This window comes from Streptosporangium jomthongense, assembly GCF_042650425.1.
Taxonomy (GTDB): Bacteria; Actinomycetota; Actinomycetes; order Streptosporangiales; family Streptosporangiaceae; genus Streptosporangium.
In genome coordinates this window covers 42169-58943 of sequence record NZ_JBHSBC010000011.1, presented here as the reverse complement: position 1 = coordinate 58943, position 16775 = coordinate 42169, and the positions used below count along the sequence as shown (strand labels likewise).

The 16775-nt window shown below is 61.6% G+C and carries 14 protein-coding genes, 2 tRNA genes and 1 pseudogene; 8 read left to right on the top strand and 9 right to left on the bottom strand.

Annotation, left to right across the window (positions count from 1 at the left end; genetic code table 11):
• Nucleotides 1-236: 236 nt before the first annotated feature.
• The 3 genes from ACFOYY_RS11695 to ACFOYY_RS11685 all read left to right on the top strand — a co-directional run bounded on the left by ACFOYY_RS11695 (nt 237) and on the right by ACFOYY_RS11685 (nt 1312).
• Nucleotides 237-356, top strand: a complete 120-nt coding sequence (locus tag ACFOYY_RS11695; protein WP_013130296.1) for a DLW-39 family protein — start codon at nt 237-239, stop codon at nt 354-356.
• 29 nt (nt 357-385) lie between these two features.
• Complete coding sequence (locus tag ACFOYY_RS11690; protein ID WP_362783694.1) at nt 386-1126, top strand: HAD-IA family hydrolase; 741 nt, start codon at nt 386-388, stop codon at nt 1124-1126.
• Between the two features lie 113 nt (nt 1127-1239).
• Nucleotides 1240-1312: transfer RNA gene (locus ACFOYY_RS11685), tRNA-Ala, on the top strand.
• A gap of 54 nt (nt 1313-1366) precedes the next feature.
• On the opposite strand, the gene ACFOYY_RS11680 is transcribed toward ACFOYY_RS11685, so the two are convergent.
• From ACFOYY_RS11680 to ACFOYY_RS11665, 4 genes and pseudogenes are all read right to left on the bottom strand, one after another.
• Nucleotides 1367-1873, bottom strand: coding sequence for a tyrosine-type recombinase/integrase (locus ACFOYY_RS11680; protein WP_386189776.1), 507 nt, complete (start codon nt 1871-1873; stop codon nt 1367-1369).
• A gap of 5 nt (nt 1874-1878) precedes the next feature.
• Nucleotides 1879-2469: a tyrosine-type recombinase/integrase gene (locus ACFOYY_RS11675; RefSeq protein WP_386189775.1), complete on the bottom strand. Its 591-nt coding sequence runs from the start codon at nt 2467-2469 to the stop codon at nt 1879-1881.
• On the bottom strand, nt 2466-2681 hold the full coding sequence (locus ACFOYY_RS11670; RefSeq protein WP_386189774.1) for an excisionase family DNA-binding protein: 216 nt from the start codon (nt 2679-2681) through the stop codon (nt 2466-2468). The genes ACFOYY_RS11675 and ACFOYY_RS11670 overlap by 4 nt, the downstream gene beginning before the upstream one ends.
• 58 nt (nt 2682-2739) lie before the next feature.
• Nucleotides 2740-3705: pseudogene (locus ACFOYY_RS11665) on the bottom strand (replication initiator).
• 1251 nt (nt 3706-4956) lie between these two features.
• Here ACFOYY_RS11665 and ACFOYY_RS11660 point away from each other — a divergent pair.
• Nucleotides 4957-5178, top strand: a complete 222-nt coding sequence (locus tag ACFOYY_RS11660) for a hypothetical protein (protein ID WP_386189773.1) — start codon at nt 4957-4959, stop codon at nt 5176-5178.
• 77 nt (nt 5179-5255) lie between these two features.
• On the opposite strand, the gene ACFOYY_RS11655 is transcribed toward ACFOYY_RS11660, so the two are convergent.
• The 3 genes from ACFOYY_RS11655 to ACFOYY_RS11645 form a co-directional block, all read right to left on the bottom strand.
• Nucleotides 5256-7148 carry a hypothetical protein gene (locus ACFOYY_RS11655; RefSeq protein WP_386189772.1) on the bottom strand — a complete coding sequence of 631 codons (1893 nt, stop codon included), beginning with the start codon at nt 7146-7148 and terminating at the stop codon, nt 5256-5258.
• Nucleotides 7149-9328: 2180 nt separating this feature from the next.
• Entirely contained in the window at nt 9329-9955 is a 627-nt protein-coding gene (locus tag ACFOYY_RS11650) for a hypothetical protein (RefSeq protein ID WP_352013547.1), read from the bottom strand.
• 295 nt (nt 9956-10250) lie between these two features.
• A complete protein-coding gene (locus ACFOYY_RS11645; protein WP_386189771.1) occupies nt 10251-10472 on the bottom strand; it encodes a hypothetical protein in 222 nt (73 codons plus the stop codon).
• A 631-nt stretch (nt 10473-11103) separates the two neighbouring features.
• On the opposite strand from ACFOYY_RS11645, the gene ACFOYY_RS11640 reads away from it, so the two are divergent.
• The 3 genes from ACFOYY_RS11640 to ACFOYY_RS11630 all read left to right on the top strand — a co-directional run bounded on the left by ACFOYY_RS11640 (nt 11104) and on the right by ACFOYY_RS11630 (nt 14224).
• Nucleotides 11104-11178 (top strand) — tRNA-OTHER (locus ACFOYY_RS11640).
• Between the two features lie 263 nt (nt 11179-11441).
• Entirely contained in the window at nt 11442-13109 is a 1668-nt protein-coding gene (locus ACFOYY_RS11635; protein ID WP_386189770.1) for a TROVE domain-containing protein, read from the top strand.
• 200 nt (nt 13110-13309) lie between these two features.
• The gene (locus ACFOYY_RS11630; protein ID WP_386189769.1) at nt 13310-14224 is read left to right on the top strand and encodes a hypothetical protein; all 915 of its coding nucleotides are present in this window, start codon (nt 13310-13312) and stop codon (nt 14222-14224) included.
• A 76-nt stretch (nt 14225-14300) separates the two neighbouring features.
• Here ACFOYY_RS11630 and ACFOYY_RS11625 read toward each other — a convergent pair whose 3' ends face one another.
• Nucleotides 14301-14483 carry a hypothetical protein gene (locus ACFOYY_RS11625; protein WP_386189768.1) on the bottom strand — a complete coding sequence of 61 codons (183 nt, stop codon included), beginning with the start codon at nt 14481-14483 and terminating at the stop codon, nt 14301-14303.
• An 831-nt stretch (nt 14484-15314) separates the two neighbouring features.
• Between ACFOYY_RS11625 and ACFOYY_RS11620 the strand changes: the two genes are divergently transcribed.
• Complete coding sequence (locus ACFOYY_RS11620; protein WP_386189767.1) at nt 15315-15500, top strand: hypothetical protein; 186 nt, start codon at nt 15315-15317, stop codon at nt 15498-15500.
• 157 nt (nt 15501-15657) lie between these two features.
• On the opposite strand, the gene darG is transcribed toward ACFOYY_RS11620, so the two are convergent.
• A complete protein-coding gene (darG, locus tag ACFOYY_RS11615) occupies nt 15658-16743 on the bottom strand; it encodes a type II toxin-antitoxin system antitoxin DNA ADP-ribosyl glycohydrolase DarG (RefSeq protein WP_386189766.1) in 1086 nt (361 codons plus the stop codon).
• Nucleotides 16744-16775: the final 32 nt, after the last annotated feature.

Below are 16775 nucleotides of genomic sequence, written 5' to 3'. Positions count from 1 at the left end.
GGGGTTATGGTGAAGCGGGAACGGCCATGAGGCCCGACTCGTCGCGTATTGCGGCCGTTTGGATGCGAGCCGTACGGCGTGATGTTTAGAATCACCCGGTTGACGGTGATTGGCCGCTTCGGCTTGTCGCCCAAACCGGATCATGGCCCGATCCCTTGCTAGGCTGCAGGGAAAACGTTGGAACCGGGCGTTGTCTCACCCCGGCAGGTGAGACCGTCAAGAAGTGGGGTCACACCGTGAAGAAGCTGCTCGTTCTCGCGCTCGTCGCGCTTGGGGGACTGCTGATCTGGCGCAAGGTGCAGGCGGACCGCGCCGAGCTCGACCTGTGGACTGAGGCCACAGGAAGCGAGAACTGAACAACGCGGCTACCGATTCGGGTGCTTTCATGGTCCTTGCCCACGATGGGGGAACGCTCCCCATCAGGCTCGTCTGCCTGGATCTGGCGGGCACCACGATCGGCGATGTCGTCATGGTCGAACGGGCGTTCGCCGAGGCGATCGCCACACAGGGAATCGTGCCCGGGACCGGCGCGTACGCACGTGCCATGGTGCACGTACACCGGTCCCGGGGCCGCTCCACACTGGACGTCTTCCGGGGCATCTTCCCCGACAACGAGGCTCAGGCCCAGGCGGCCAATCTGACCTTCGAGCGCTCCTATGAGGGCGCCATCGGCCGTTCCGGCCTCGTCCCGGCGGCCGGCATCGTCGAGACGTTGGACACACTCCGCGACGGCGACGTCAAGGTGTGCCTGACCACCGGCTTCAGCCGCTCCCTGATCAGCCGGGTGCTGGCCGACCTGAGCTGGTCCGACCGGTTCGACCTCGTGCTCTGCACCGAGGACGTCGGCCGTGGCCGCCCGATGCCCGACATGGTGCTCAGCGCGCTTCTGCGCCTTCGCGTCCAGGACGTCCGCCAGGTCGCGGTGGCCGGAGACTCGGAGAACGACATGCTCTGCGGACGGCGCGCAGGAGCCTCGGTCGTCGCCGGGATCATGACCGGGGCCCACAGCAGGGAACGCCTCCTCAAGGGCGGCGCCACCCACATCCTGGACTCCGTCAGGGACCTGCCCTCCCTGGTCCTGACCGACCGCCCCGCCGAGACCCCCGTGGGCGCCTCCGCCCGCTGACCCTTCTCCGGTGGTCATGCGTCAAGTGGCGTCGGAGGGCGTCCAGTTGCTACCGTGTACGCCTGAAGCAGGTCGCGAGCGCACTTCCACATGCCGGTCGGCGACCTGGTCTCGGGGCCTTAGCTCAGTTGGCAGAGCGCCTGCTTTGCAAGCAGGATGTCAGGAGTTCGAATCTCCTAGGCTCCACCCACGTAAAAGCCCAGTTCAGAGGCCATTCCTCTGCCTGGGCTTCAGTGTTTCTCAAGGCTGTTTTCGGTCCCGTGCCCGTTGCGTGCCCGATGGCTTTTCCTGTGCCCGTTGGGCGAGGTCGTTGAGCTTGTCGGCGATTTCGCGTTGCCGTTCGTCGGTGGAGTGCTGGTAGATGAGGGCGGCGCGGGAGCTGCTGTGGCCCATCCGCTTCATGAGGTCGCGGGTGGAGGCTCCGGCGTTCGCGGCGAGGGCCTTGGACCAGACGCGGCGGTTGAAGTTGACGTTGCGAAGCGGGCCGTTGTCGGGGCCGATGAAGACCAGGGCGTCGTCTGGCTCCAACGTGAAGTCGTTCAGGTGCGCGCGGATGTCGTCGAGGATCAGGCCGGGCATGGCGACCGTGCGCTTACCTGCTTCCGACTTCGGGTCGGTGAAGACGAGGCCCTGCCCGGTGATCGAGATGAGCTGACGCCTGATCCGGACCACGCCGGTTTCTATGTCGATGTCCTGACGCTGGAGGCCCGCGAGTTCGCCCCAGCGGAGGCCGGCGAAAGTCGCCATCAGGATCAGCGCCGATAACGACCTTCGACGACGTCGGCCAGGCGGAAGACCTGGGCCACCGAGAGGACCGGGCGCTCTGGGGACTTCTCTTGTCCCGCGCCTTTGATTCGGCATGGGTTGCGCTTGATTAGTAGGTCGTCGACCGCTGTGGTCATGATGGCCTTCAGGAGCCGGTACGCCTTGGCGCCGGTCACCGCGCTCACGCCCTTGTCCAACAAGGTCTTGCGCCAGCGCCGGATCTGAGGGTCCTTGATGTCGGCGATGGCCCGTTCGCCGAAGGTCGGCACGAGGTGGTTGTGGAACAGGTAGCCGTAGAGCTCGACCGTACGGGGGCGCAGGTTTGGGCGTTCGTCGATCCAGTCCCGGCCGTACTTACTGAGGAGGATCTTCCCGGCTTCTGGATCAATCCAGTCGTCGTTGAGGATCTCGGCCTCTTTCTTCGTGAGCCAGATGTCCGCGTCAGTCTTGGTCGCGAAGGTCTCCGGGGCCGGTCTGTCGACGCCGTCCGGTCCTGTGTAACGGGCCTGCCAGCGTCCCGAGGGCAGTTGCCGAACGCGTCCGAAGCGGCGCTTTGAGGCCTTCTTGCTCTTGCTCATCGCGTGGCCTTTCGGGAACGGGGCACGACCGCCAAGACGACGCCAGCGGAGATGTAGGCCTCAAGCGCGGCTTCGGGGATACGGACGTGACGGCCGACGTGGACGAACGTGATGCGGCGTTCTTCGATCAAGCGACGGGCGAACCGGACGCTCGTGTTCAGGCGTTCCGCCGTCTCTTCCACGGTCAGGAGACGACCGGCGGTGATGGTCATGCCGCGCTCCTCTCGACTGTCGAAGGATCTTGGCCGTCTGCTGCGGCTTGGAGTTGGTTCAGGTGAGCGCGCCAGCGGAGGCGTTCGCGGATGGAGCGGAGCAGGCGGACGCGGATCGGTGGGAGGTCGGGGTCTCTGGCCTTGACCGGTGACCAGACGTAGCGGCCCCGTCGGCGGGTTCGTCGGTGACGCCGAGGGCTTCTAGGACCCAGGTCCGGCGGTCGGCCTTGTGTTCGGTCAGGGTCTTGTTGAACCACTTGCGGGAGACCAGGACGCGGCGTCCGCCGTAGCCGAGGTGTTCGGGGCGGTGGGCTTTGCCTCTGCACCGGCCGGGGATCATGCCCGGCTTGGCGTTCTTGGGCTGGACGCCGTACCGGAGCCAGTTCGGGCAGGTGGGCGTGCATGGTTCGTACCGCAGGACCTCAGCGAGCCGGGCCGCGTGATCCCGGGCGGCTTGGGAGTCGGCGGCCTGCCCGAGTGACTTGGTCAGGTACTTCGACAGGTAGCGGATCGCCTGATCTGCGTCCGGGGTGTCCGAGAGGATGCCTTGGGCGTCGACCTGGGGGCCGAAGCGGACGACGTGGAGTGGCTGTGCGTCGGGATCGGCGTCGAGCTGGTCGAGGGCCTCGTCCCAGGTGGGGAGGATCTCGCCGGTCGCGGGATCGAGGTAGCCGGCCTTTTCATCCCACACCGGCAGGTGCCCGCCCTCGAAGCGGATCGTGTCGCAGGAGGGTCACCACACTTGGTGGTAGGTAGCAGCTGCTACGGCGCGGATGTCGGCGCGGGACATGCTGCCGCGCATGGCCATGTGCAGGTGCGGTGCCAGGCGCTTTTGCATCTCCACCGACGCGAAGTATTGGACGTCATAGCCCGCCACCCGGCGAAGGTTCTGCACGAAGCGGTCGATCAGCTTGGAGAAGTGCAGCGCGTCCCGTGCCGCCTTCGCGTAGTCGTAGGTGGCTGGGTCGACCGGGACGCCGTCGTTGATCCGTCCGTAGGTGTCGAGGGTGAGCGTGAGTCGCACCCCTTGCATAAGCCGCCTGACGGCGCAAAAATGTTGCTGGGCCGGAAGGCGGCCTGTCCTGACATCTCTGCCCCAACCAGATGTCGACTAAGGACGAAGAAGCTTTGCTCCACCTTCCCGGAGTCCTTTTTATGCGCCTTAGCAGGCGCCGCGATCAGTTGTCGGATATTCAGGGGCGGGAATATCCGGGAACGGATTGATTATGCCTGCTAAAGGTTGTGTGACTCAAAATGCTCGGACCCGGCGGTTGTTCACGGGTGAGCCTGCTCAGCATGCCAGGGAGCAACTACTCTCTTCCAAAGAGCTAATTCCAGCGGCCACACATGCCCAAGCATCACTTGAGTCTCAAGTAATGCTTCATCTCGGTGTTGGCCGAGAATATTGGGCGCACCCCCTCGGTATTGCGTACGTACTTCCATTCAGGCGTCGCATCGTAGTGATGCTAGACGGTGCTAGTTCGGCATTCGGGTACCCACTAGAGATGAATCTGCACGCCGCGCAGCTACTTCTTCCCTACGCCGAGCCGGGAGTTCAGGTCAATGGTGTTCTAGGCCTTCGTGTTACTGCAGCCAATGGCAGAGATCTAAGTCTTACCGATATCGAAAACGGCGGCGAGGTAGTCATTCGGGGTGTTAAAGGAACTCGCTGGCACGAAATTCTTCCGAAGCTGCGGGACGAATACCGAAGGTCCAAAGTCATTCCGCTCTGGAATCTGGACGGATGGTCTCAGCATGAACTAGATCACAAAAGCAGCCACAGAACGCTCGTTAACTATGGCGCAAGGATATCTTGGCTGGGGTCGGGGTTACTCCGAAGAGCTGCATTGTGGCACACCGTCAGCACTGCCTACACTACGAGCTCGTGGACCGGTGATGGAGATTGGATTTTTGAGCTCGATTCTTATTATGAGATCGGAAACGATCACAACCGCTTTCTGGACCTTCTCGCCGACCCGCAGTGGGGGATCAACTTAAAGATACAGAGACATTATTGCGAGTGCGTATCTCCGTGGTCCAATAGCATGTATCACATGAAAGCCTGCTATTACTACCTAGTCAATAGAGATGAGTCAATTCCTGGGCGGCTCCAATTACGGTTCCGAACACTGGGGCCAGCCTATGAGGTCCACGATAAGGACCTATTTATAAAGGCGGGGGCTGAACCTTCGTGGATCGATCGCGTTCACCCTGATTCGGGAGGGGGAGATGGAGGGCGTAACGCCTACGCACACCCCATTCGGCAGGAAGTCAAATGAGCTGGGATTCGGTGGCGCTGGCAATCCTCGGTGCCACTAGTCTCGCGACTCTTTTGCTATCACAAATTCGAGATATTCTTATCAAGGCGGGTGAAGCTATCCAAGCGTGGCGCCAATTGAAAGGCTTAGCGGCACGAGGAAATGAGTGCGTAACTGACAGTGATGCGGGACCAAGTGCGCCCCCTGTCATCAATCCCGGCGAGGAGAAGGGAGATTGACGAACATATTTCGAGTCCATGTATTTGATCATTTGCGTCTATCTTGACTTGGCCATCGACTGTCGCTTCCTCTAGTTCTATACCTCATCATCAGAAAGCTCTACCGTAACTTCTTCGGGCCAGCGCCAGCCAAGTCGAACTCTACGATTCCATGTTCTTCTTCTGCTGCTCCAAGGAATTGCAATCACGCCGATAAAAATCGCTAGAACTGCCAGATAGACCATCCAGGTGCCGTTAGCGCCCTGCGCTGCGATTTCTTTCAACGGCGCAGCAATTCTGCCTACCCTGTTGGATGTGTCGATGTTCGCAACAACTTTTAAGCCGTCATCAACATTCGGGAGCGCGATGATTGCCGCTGCGACTAATGCAGCCGCTGCGGTCACGTTAGCCCGCCGAGAGGCCCTTTTGGCTTGAATTGCCGCCAATACATCGCGTTTCATTTCCAGATTGGTCAGCGTTCGCTGATAGAGACTTGGAACACCCAGACTTGAGTCGACGTGCTCAGCGATCTCTCTGGCGGTCCCATACGTTAGAACTTCGACGCCATGTCGAAGTTCCGCGAATTCCTCGACCTGACTGTCTAGGTGACGCGAACTGCGCATGCTTCCACGGATAGCGCGGTCAAGGCGTTTAGCTTGTTGGTAGCCTGCCAAAGAATAGCTAATAGCGGTGAGGTCGTGAAGGTTAGCCACATGAGAATATTCGACCTCGTCGGCGCTACCGACGAAGCTCCAGTTTATTCTGACGGCACTAGCGAAAGATGCATAGAGAGACGACGATACTGTTTCGAATAGATCCTCGGGTAGGAACTTCTGCATCCCGCGCTCTGATATATTTTCGTGCCATCCAACTCGTGCGGCCAGGCCAGCCAGTTCTTTTTTGTGGTGAACCATCCAGTCGTCCCGGCTCCGGCAACGGCATTCAAGGCTCTCTATGCACATCAGGGTATAGCAGAACCATGTTGCATCGTTTCGAATCCTGCACGAATAGCGGATAGCTGCGTCATAAATATTGAATATATCGGAGAGCGTGGTGGTTTCTGTGCTAGAAAGCGTCCACCACTTTGATCCTCCTTCAATATCGGAGGCGACGGTTCCGGACAAGTCATTTAGAGACCCGCTGATGCTACGAACGTAGGGTTTAAGGATTTCCTCGCATAACCTGGACTGGGGGATGATTACTCCCTTTGCCGAGGTTGCATTGAACCGGCTTGCCATGGAAGACGATTCAAAGGCAATTGAGAAGCATAGTTGAGCAATGCCCGAATGGTAGAGAACTAGGTCTACATCGATCCACGACTTAGAGTTGCCGAATGGCGTCCCATCCGTTTGGCCAGATATATTTCCTTGAAATGGCTTGAGCTGAAGTCTAATGAAGGGATTATCTTGCATATAACCAGGTGCGAACATCTTCCGATCGATGGCATGGTCTAGTCCGCGATACATCAACTTCTTGCGCATGCTGTCGTCGATGATGTCCACAGCTTCGCGTAGATCCGCATTTAATTTTTCTGTGAAACTATCCTCTCTGATGCTCTCCTCAGGTTCTATTTTCGCTACCGGAATTTTGTGGCGCAGAAGTCTACTAGCGTAATAGCTAACTGCAAGTCTGGCTACAGATCGACCGAGTGATGGCGATCGTATTGACTCTTTTATTATTGCAGGCCAACTTCCTCTATGAATCGCTGCATTGAAATCCGACACCTTTAGTGCTTTGTGCTTATTGTGGAGTAATTGCTTAAATTTCGGTGTTACTATTACCTGTGGACTTGCCGCAGTGATGGCCGACTCCGCAATTCCAAGACGTAGCAGTTTTGCCGCAACTTGTTCGTACTTCCGGGAGGCGCCCAAGTCGAATGTGAAGACGTAGTAGACCCCAGTGGGGCCGATCATGGCCTGATGGGCAGGCTGCTTGAAGGTGAATCTCCCGAAACGCATAAAAGCAAGATAGCGGGAGCCGCAGCTAAGCACAGGTTCACCTTGAACTTCAGGTGTGGGAGCCCTGACCTCGGTGTCGAGTCTTATGAGGGTGTCGAGCGCTAGAGGGAGACTGCCGAATTGTTCTTGTAAGGATCAAGCGGCGGCGCGCCGCGCCGCCGTAACCGGCCCTCTGCCGCCCGCCGTCCGGGCGTGCGGCGTGGGCGCCGGTCCCGAACGGCAGCGCCCCGGGCCGTCCACCGACCGTCGCAACCTCAGTTGCCGAGCGATCTCGCCGACTCCAGCGACGCACCGCCGCCCACAAGGGTGAAGCCGCCGGCCTAACTGCTGGGTCCTTCCCATATGTAGAGCGAGACCGTTCGAATGCTGCCCTCACGATCGCCTGACTTCGGTTGGCCATCGCTAATGGCTGGGGGCGATCGGTGGGCTGTGGTTTCGTTCCTCAGCCACAGCCCACCGAAGATGCCGGACCGCATGTCACGTGGATGCTGTACTACCACGAGCACGCCTTGCTCTGTATGCGGCCTGCCTGCACCGATTGGAACAGAACCTTCTTGGCCGTCCACCAACTGGACTGGTGTTGTGAGAGGCAAAACGACGCTCACCGCAATGACTGCACCAGACGATTTCAATTGGCTCTGGATCCGCGACTTGCAGCTCTAGGACACTCCCTGGCAGGCGACGTGCATCAATGAAGTCGACCTCGGAGTCATCGTCCATCACGCGTAGTTGCGACCTGCGCGCAGGGTGCTCGAGCTTTCTGACTGCTCGATTAATCGTGCGCCACATTTCGGCGGGGTGCATGGCATACATGTCCGCGATCTGGCCGACTGTCAGCGGACTGCCGACGACGAGGCCGAAAGCCAGGCAAATCAGTTCCCGTTCTCTGTCGGTCAGCGTGTAGAGGACGGCTGCGAGAATGTCGCCCTCGTCTATAGCCAGCCGCGGAACTGGGTCGTTGAGCGGGCGTCGCCTTGTCACTCCCTGCCCCCTGTCGGGTCGACCGTGGGTGAGTCCTGCGTGGCCACCATGGGAGGGTCGGCCTGGCTTCCGTAAGTGCGTGTGAGGGGCCGTGTGAGGTTGGCGAGTACCTGCATGAGCCCTGGGGCGAGCCTAGGGATGTCACGCGCCTCGGTCTTGTTGATGGCTGCCTTCGCGATCGAGTAGAGCAGGACTGCGATCACGAGGACTGTGGCTAGCCATGCGCCAGCTATCAGCACTGGCCAGGGAATAGCTTGGACCGCTGACGAGCGTGGTGGCATTTTACCTCCAGAGACGACAAAGGCGGCCCCGCTATGCGAGGCCGCCTTCGTGGAACCGACTAAATGACAAAAGCCCTTGAATCCAGACTGGACTCAAGGGCTCACGTAAGTTGGGCACACTTTTCCCCAACAAGAGCCGAGTGTAACAGGGGGGCCACCTCCCGGCAATCTGACTATCCATGCAGGTCAGAGCATTCCGAATGAGAGAGCGCTTTTGCTGAGGAGGTTTCGTAACGAGGTGCGCGTAGTAAGCGAGGCGGATAGCTGGCTTGCGGTCGGCGTGCCCGTTGCGTGCCCGATGAGCCAGGGAACAACGGGTAACTGGGGCTACCCACGGGTAGCGCAATCATGTACTTGAGCTGGGTCTTTGCAGCTAGCTCAAGATCGGCAAGCCTATTTGCAAGCAGGATGTCAGGAGTTCGAATCTCCTAGGCTCCACTCGCTTTCATGTCTCTGACCGGCCTGAACGGCTCGTCTTTCTCCCGGGGAAATGATCTTTGCTCCCTGGGCGGTTGGGGAGATCGTTTCCCACGGCCCGAGACGGGATCCCGTACTCCTTGCCGGCTCGTCGAGTTCGCATGTCGTCGTCGGTAGAGCGACCTGGCTCGGACACCACGGTTGGAGTCGGTGTCACGGAGTGGACCATCGCCATCGTCCACGGCGAGATCCTTCATGTGGGCGCTCGATGGACGGGGGATGTGCCACCGGACGAGGCCGGCGTCTGAGGCCGTTCGACCCGCGACAGGCGGTCGCGGTCCGCGCCGCCGAGCGCTCATGATGGCCGGACAGGCTGCGTTGCGCGCGGACCAGGTGGAGGGCCGTGACGACGGACGAATTCGGTGCTCGCCGTACGGGGGTGGGACCCTTCGCTCCTGGAGGTCGCGTGGACAGGCGTGCCGGCGCCACCCCGGGAATCGCCGACCATGATCGAACCCTTACCCGTACGGTCTCCTACAGCCCCGGGTGGAAGCCCGGAGAGCCCAGCTGTTCGAACCAACTCGGTGGCTCGGGCGCGGTGAACGCTTTGGTCATCGCGTCCAGCCAGGCGGCGAACGTGGGGAAGTCCGGGGTGGAGTTGGCCGGGTCCTCCCAGTCCCCGCCCTCAACGTAGCGGGCACGCCCTTCCTGGTCGTCGTAGTGGTGGTGGTAGACCGGGTACTCGCCGTCCGCGTCCGGCTGGGTGACATCGAAGCACCAGACCGCCTCGTTGTCCGCGTCGGCGAGGGCGAAGCCGACCAGGTGGTTGGTGGACAGCCACCGGCCGTCGCCGCGGTCCACATGCTCGGGCATGTGCACGAGATCGGAGTTCAGCTCGACGACGGCATCGTCACCGACGACGACGAACTCGATGTACCGGTCGGATGAGGCGTCCCAGCGCTTACAGGAAAAGGTGTTGTGCTCGGCGAGGAAAGCCCGGTAGCTGGGCGGAGCCGTCCATTCGATGGTTCCGAAATGGGGCTTCAGCCCTGTCTCGCGGTCGCGGACGGCTTCGGTGGAGGCGGGCTCCGACGCCGTGATGACGACCGTTCCGGATTCGGCGGCGCGGTGAAGGATTGCCAGACTCTCGGCTATCGACATCGTGGTCCTTGGTCGGTTGTTCGTACGGCTACGCGGGTGTGGCCCGATAACAGCTTCTGGTCGCACCAATCCGTGTGGCCTCAAGGGATGCTCGTCCTCATGAGGTTGCTCCCGGTTATGTGAAAACGGCAAGGTCTCCGGCCGTGCGACTCTTCGACGGTGTGTCGGCGTTCAACTCGCAGAGTCGGGGCCACACCGCCGTACGCACCAGGACCACAAGACGCGCCTCGCGTGACGATATACCCTCACTCCGTACCTACGGCGCATATGACGCATATGGCGAGGAGCGACTTTGTCACCCGACGAAGCAGTCGAGGCCCCTTTGTCTGGAGTCTCCAGTGGAGAGATCTATCTCTGGGTCGGCTACGAGGCCGTCCGCACGGTGATCCTCCTGGGCGTCCTGCTGCTTTCCGCCCTCCTGGTCACTGCCGTGGTCGTTGCTGTTCTTTACCACCTGCCGCGCCGCCTTCCGGGCCTCCGCCGGAGGCCTCGGCTCCGGGATGATCGTCAATCGCAAGGGCTGACTTCCTGGTGGTTGGTGTAGAGGCCTGATCGTCCCGGCTTCTGCGGTTCAAGGCCGTCTGTGACCGTTGACATCCAACGGATCGAGGAACGCCTACCGGTTGACACACACGCGAAGGCGTCCTTGTTGCCCTCCGGGGGGATGAGGCAGAAGTACGAAGGCCCCGGCAGGGACCGCCAGGCGAGGACGTCGACCACCGCTCACGAGCCTGCCGTCGTCGGACGGCCGCGTGATCACACCATTCGGAGGGATGTGATCACATTTTCCTCGGTTGCCACTCTCGTCCGGAAATTCAGGTGTGACGCGTCACGGGAATCGGTAGCGTTGCATGCAGTTCATCGGGCCTGGAGACGGTGCGGGTCGAAGGACATCGGTTATCTCTTCAAATCAGATGCCGCCGGTGTCCGCCCTCATATCCGTGCCTCCTCTCGGCCCGATGAGCTGGTCAGGTCTGGTGCCGGCACGGGTCGAAGCTCGTCGGTTATCCACTGTTAATGGGGCGGTTGCGGGTTCGAGTCCCGTCGTGGGTTTCGGCTCACGTAGCTCAATCGGTAGAGCACCAAAAAGGCCGGTGGGCGTCCCCATATCCGTGACGGCTCCAGACCTGATCGTTCATCGGTCCGCCGGTGGCGTGGGTCGAATCTCGATCGGTTATCGCTCTGTAAAAGCGGAGACCCGGGTTCGAATCCCGGCGCCGCCTTCGGGTGGTGTGGTGCAGCGGCCCAGCACGTTCAACGGCCGGTCGGTCTCTCCACATCCGCGCCGCAGGAAGGGCTGATGAACGGGGGAGAGCGGGTCGAATCCAGTCGGTTATCACATGGTGAATTCAGGTTCGAGTCCTGTCGGGTCAGCTCGCCTGACCCATCGCCCAGCTTGGTAGGGCACAGCCGGTCGGAGATCCCACATCCGCTCTCCCCTTTTCGCATATCCGCCTCTGGGCGGGTCGAACGGAAGGAAACGCCCATGGCTCCCCGTGATCCCCTCGCCGCGGTGTCGACGGTCGCGACCCCGCAGTCTCAGCCGATCCCCGGCCGCAGCGACCAGGTGCCCAACGCCGCGGGCGGCTACGTGTTCGCCAAGGATCTGTGGACCCGCCTGGAGGACTTCCTCATCCTCGGCACGACGGGCGGCACCTACTACGTGGGTGAGGACAAGCTGACGGCGGAGAACGCCGGCGTGTTGTTCCAGGCGATCGCCGAGGACGGACCGCGCGTTGTGCGGCTGCTCACGGACATTTCAACGGCTCGCCCGCCGCGCGCTCCGAAGCCGCGCCCGGCGCTGTTCGCGCTCGCTGCCTGCTACGCCCGGGGGGACGCCGACACGCGCCGGGCGGCGAAGTCGGCACTTGCGAAGGTCGCCCGGACGACGGACCATCTGGCGCAGTTCTTCGGCTACTACAAGAACCTTGGCGGGAAGCCGACCTCACGCGGTACGGCGCCGCGGGTGGGCCGGTCGCTTCGGACGGCGCTCGGCTCCTGGTTCCTGCGGGATGACCCGGACCACGTGGCGTTCAAGGCGGTGAAGGCGCGGCAGCGTAAGACGCCACAGGGTGAGGCGTTCGACCTGCGGGACGTGCTGCGGATCGCCCACCCTGCCGCTGACTCCGAGCAGCGGAAGGCCTTGTTCGGGTGGATCGCCGGAAACGTCACCGATGACGAGGCGCGTGACGAGCTGCCGGCGGTCGACCGGTTCCTCACCGCGAAGGCCGTCACCACAGTCGACCAGGCCGTCCGGGTCGTGACGGAGGCGCGGGTGCCGTGGGAGTTCCTCCCCGACGCGATGCTGCGCGAGCCCGCCGTGTGGGAGGTGCTCATCGACACCGTCGGCATGACCGCCCTCATCCGCAACCTGGCCCGCATGACCCGGATCGGCGCGCTCAAGCCCCTCGGCGACGCCACCGGCCGGGCGGTCGCCCGGCTCACCGACCGTGACGCGATCCTCAAGGCGCGCATCCACCCGATGGACGCCTGGCTCGCACTCCGCGTCTACAACTCGGGACAGGCGCAGCCGAACCCGCGCGCCGACCGGCAGGTGTGGCAGCCGGTGCCGGCGGTCTCCGACGCGTTGGAGGAGACGTACGAGCTCGCCTTCGGCGCCGTCGAACCCTCGGGGAAGCGACTGCTGGTCGCCGTCGACTCGTCCGGATCGATGAGCTGGGGCGGCGGGGTGCGGGTCGGCGGGTCGCCGGTCGGCTCGCCGTACGAGGTCGGTTGCGCCATGGCTGTCATGCTCGCCCGCATCGAGCACGGTGACGTCCACGTCATCGACGTCGACACCGATGTCCACCCCTCCAAGGTGACGCCGCGCACGAACCTCCGGGAGATCTCCACCTGGAGCCCCTCGGGCGGCGGCACCGACCTGTCGCTCCCGTTCGTCTGGGCGCGGCGTGAGCGGTTCCACGCCGATGGCATCGTGGTCTTCACCGACAACGAGACGTGGGCCGGTCGGACTCACCCGTCGCAGGCGCTGCGCGCCTACCGAGACAGCGTCAACCCGCGGGCCCGGGTCGTGGTCGCGGCGATGACCGCTGCCGGCTACTCGATCGGTGAGCCGGACGACGAAGGCGTGTTGAACATGGCGGGTGTGGACGCGTCGCTCCCACTGGTCATCAACGGCTTCGTGCGCGCGTAGAGCCGGACCGGAGCCCCGGCCCACCGACCAAGGAGGGCCGGGGCCTCCGGTCGGTCCATGTCGCGCCAGAAGAGGTCAGCCCGTCGTTTCAAGCTCCGGTGCGGCATTCCGTCCGATGAATGAGGACGCGATCGTCCGACATCCGTATGTGATTCACGGGTGGCACGATCTTCATCGCCTGCTTTAGCCGAAGGAGCGTTATGAAGCGTCTCAGCGTCGTCGTCGCGCTTGGTGTGTTCGCGGCTTTACTCACCGATACCGGAACCGCTCTTGCCGCGCCGCCTGTAGAGCCGGTCCAAGCTCTCAGGAAGCAGTTCGTGGCCGGACGGGGCGTCTTGGTGTCCGAGACGAGCCGGACGACCGTCAAGGCGTCGAAGGAGACCTACACCAGCCGAACCACCGGCACGATCGCGTTCGGGAAGCCCGGAGTGGTCGGTTACGACCTCACCGAGAAGGTGAAGATCACCCCAAAGAACAGGGCCACTCTCAGCGCCGACGAACTGGAAACCATGAGGACCCCCCTCCGCGCGGTCAATGTGGGGCGCTACACCTATGTCCAGGGTTTCGAGTGGGGGCCGATGCCCGAAGGAACGAGTTGGATCAGGTTCGGCAAGAGCGCGACCTGGCAGTGGTACGGCCAGCGCGGCGAACAACGCGTTGACGTCCTCAGCCCCGCGAGGCTGAAGTTCGTGATCTCGAAAGCCACCTCCTTCCACTCGGGTGAGTATCGCGGCACCCTCAGAACCGAGGATCTGTACGCCGAGCGGGGCCCCATGAACCCGGAAAAGCTGAAGATCTCGTTCAGACTGTTCGTCGACAGGAACGGACTTCCCGTCCGCCTGGTCACGCGGTACACGGAAACCGAACAGGAATTCAGGCCCAAGGGAAAGACGGTCACGAGAACGTACGACAGCGTGGTGGACACCCGGTACCACCGCTGGAACGCGAAGGTGAAGGTCGTCGCCCCTCCGGAGGCCGAGGTCGTGGACTTCGGTGACCTGCCGATAAACCAGTCGCGCTGGGGCGAGGAGTCGCTGAAACTCAACTCTGCGGGACCGCTTGAGAAGTGCGCCAACCTCGTTCCCTGCCGGCTCCCGTTCAGGATCCCCAACTGAACGGAACACGTGTCCCACCGTTCCCACGATCCATATCGTGCCGAAACGGCGGGGTGTGGGCTCGTGCGCTTTTCGGCTAGTCCTTCTGGCGACCCGCGCGGTACTCGCGGATCGCCAGAACGACCGAAAGGACAAGAATCACGACCACGGGGGCGGATCGTGCGAGCAGATCCCAGCCCCTCTCACCGTCGGAAACGAACAGTGCGATATAAGTCGGCAGCGCGATCACGCCGACCAGGACGACCTTCCACCAGATCATTCCCTTGAGTCTTTTCATGAGAGTGTTCGCTCCGGCTCCTCTGGTCAGGCGAGAATCATGAAAGGTCGTTTTCTGGTTCGTTCTCCGAACCTGCTCCGACGAACTCCCCTCCGGCTGTCGTCGTTTCCGTTTTGTGGTCGACCTTTCTTTGACGATAACTCCGGATGCGCTCCGGCGGCGTGGTGATGCTGTGCGGACCGCGCAGAAAACCGATGAAACGGTATTTCGCGGAAGCGCCGCGACCAGGACGCCGTCTGTGAACGTCACTGTCGGAGCAGTTTCCGGCCACAGCCTCGAAATATGACCGGAGAGTCGGCTCCGAACCGAGAACCCCGGGCCGTCGGTGCCCCGTGAACGCCGGGACACAATGTCTCCGTCGCTGTCGCGGTCGCCGCCGAGTACGGTGTGCGGGTCGGTGAGCCGGTGGTGTTGAAGGACTCTTTCAGCGTTCGGGTGCACCTTCGTCCGGCGCCGATCGTGGCCCGTGTGCCCACAGTCACCACGCTCGGCAGGCCGCGACCGGCCGGGCGCCGGCGGATCTGCACACGGCTCTTCGCGACCATCCTGGAGAACTGCCGTATCTCGGGCCGGCGCTTGAGGAGACCGTCCTCCTTCTCGACCTGCTGGACTCGCGGGATCACCCGGACCGGGGGACGTACGCCGAGCTGCGCGAGGAGCTCGGTCTGCTGCGCGCCGAATCACACCGCCGGCCAGGTCCTGTCCAGGCCGTTCACGGAGACGCGCACGCGGGGAACCTCCCGCCACCCCTGACGGGCCGCGCTGGATCGACTTCGAGGAGGCCTGTCTCGGTCCGGTGGGCTGGGACCTCGCATGCATGCTCGGCCCGGGGCGGTTCCCGGGGCGGCGGGCCGTACGGACGATCCGGGGCTTGGGCCGTTCCTGCGGGCTCGGCGGTTGCAGGCCGCGCTCTGGATGCTTGCCAAGACGCTGAGCTTCCCCGAGGAGACGCCCCGGGCGCTGGCGGCCCTCGACGACTGGCACAGGAACAGGGTCTAGATCCAGTCTTCTTCCCAGGCGTGGCGGCAGCGTGTCGGCCGTCTCGAAAATTGATCTATTCAGCTGACGCGTCACAATATTGACGGTTGGGGGAGGGGAGTTTTTGTGATGCCGCGGTGCGTCCGGTGAATATGTTCTTGCTGGCCGGATTAAGCGCTTATTTCTGACTCTTCAGCCAGCCATGCTGAACGAGCTGATCGTAGGCTCGACAAATATGGGCAGGGGTGAAAAGTTCTTGCTTTCGCTTGTTCCAGGCTTGCACTCCTATGATGACGTCATCGACCATAAGGATAGAATTTTTGTTGGATTCGGTGGCGATCCAATGAACTGTGGCTAGAAGTTCAAGACCGTACGGTGATGCGAAGCCAAATATAAGATTTTCGATTTCATAAAACCCCTCCCGGAGGCCAGGGGCATTTTCGTCGATCCATTTCTTCGCTTCCACTGCTGCATCAGGGTTCAGCTGAATTGGGTGCAACTTCAGGACTTGTTCAGAGCGGTCGCCATAACCTCGAAGGTAGTGCCCTTCGATCCTCTGAAGAACGTGGTTGAGATTCTCGGCGTAGGGGCCGTATCGTCCTTGCTCAAACTTGAGCCTTAGATTTTCTCCCCATGCTTGAAGTAGATAGGTAAGCTTCTGGATTTCCAGAAGTGAAACGCCTTCGGGGGCGACAAAATTTTCTGCTCGAACTATTCCCATATAGCGATTCATGAGTTCCAGTAGTGCGGCTCGACCGCGAGTCATGCTCGGAAATGAAGTCGCTACCCGCATCTCGGTGGGTACTGGTGCTCCTGCGGGGAGAAAAAGCTGGACTTCAACACCCTCTAGAGGTGATAGCGCTCCAATAATAATTGGACGAACAGAGTCCCACGCCAGGCCGCCGTTGCCGCATCCCAAAGCCGGAACAGCGATGGAGGAAATCTCGTACTCCCTGATGACCCGCACTAGGTCATTCAAGCCGTGTTCGATATCATTGATATTTGATCTAGAGCGCCAGTGATCTTTTGTGGGGAAGTTTATAATATAGCGAGGATTGTCAAGCCTTCCATTGTCATGGACAAACATCCGTCCAAGCCGAACCTCGCCATCGGCGCATGCAGACTTATAGGCGCGATAGTTCTGTGGAAATGCTTGTTTGAACTGCAGGGCGACGCCTTTTCCCATCACGCCAACCGTGTTAACCGTGTTGACCGCAGCCTCGACGTCGGCATCGAGTATGTTTCCTCGAACCTCTTTAATCATTGCGGCCCCCACGTGCTGCATATCTCTGGCTT

What these genes read in the sequence shown, in the direction of transcription:
- ACFOYY_RS11635 (WP_386189770.1), top strand. Translation starts at nt 11,442, where the DNA reads ATGGCTCCCCGTGATCCCCTCGCCGCGGTGTCGACGGTCGCGACCCCG.
- ACFOYY_RS11690 (WP_362783694.1), top strand. Translation starts at nt 386, where the DNA reads ATGGTCCTTGCCCACGATGGGGGAACGCTCCCCATCAGGCTCGTCTGC.
- ACFOYY_RS11675 (WP_386189775.1), bottom strand. Translation starts at nt 2,469, where the DNA reads ATGAGCAAGAGCAAGAAGGCCTCAAAGCGCCGCTTCGGACGCGTTCGG.
- ACFOYY_RS11660 (WP_386189773.1), top strand. Translation starts at nt 4,957, where the DNA reads ATGAGCTGGGATTCGGTGGCGCTGGCAATCCTCGGTGCCACTAGTCTC.
- ACFOYY_RS11620 (WP_386189767.1), top strand. Translation starts at nt 15,315, where the DNA reads ATGCATGCTCGGCCCGGGGCGGTTCCCGGGGCGGCGGGCCGTACGGAC.
- ACFOYY_RS11650 (WP_352013547.1), bottom strand. Translation starts at nt 9,955, where the DNA reads ATGTCGATAGCCGAGAGTCTGGCAATCCTTCACCGCGCCGCCGAATCC.
- ACFOYY_RS11630 (WP_386189769.1), top strand. Translation starts at nt 13,310, where the DNA reads ATGAAGCGTCTCAGCGTCGTCGTCGCGCTTGGTGTGTTCGCGGCTTTA.
- darG (WP_386189766.1), bottom strand. Translation starts at nt 16,743, where the DNA reads ATGATTAAAGAGGTTCGAGGAAACATACTCGATGCCGACGTCGAGGCT.
- ACFOYY_RS11670 (WP_386189774.1), bottom strand. Translation starts at nt 2,681, where the DNA reads ATGACCATCACCGCCGGTCGTCTCCTGACCGTGGAAGAGACGGCGGAA.
- ACFOYY_RS11625 (WP_386189768.1), bottom strand. Translation starts at nt 14,483, where the DNA reads ATGATCTGGTGGAAGGTCGTCCTGGTCGGCGTGATCGCGCTGCCGACT.
- ACFOYY_RS11680 (WP_386189776.1), bottom strand. Translation starts at nt 1,873, where the DNA reads ATGGCGACTTTCGCCGGCCTCCGCTGGGGCGAACTCGCGGGCCTCCAG.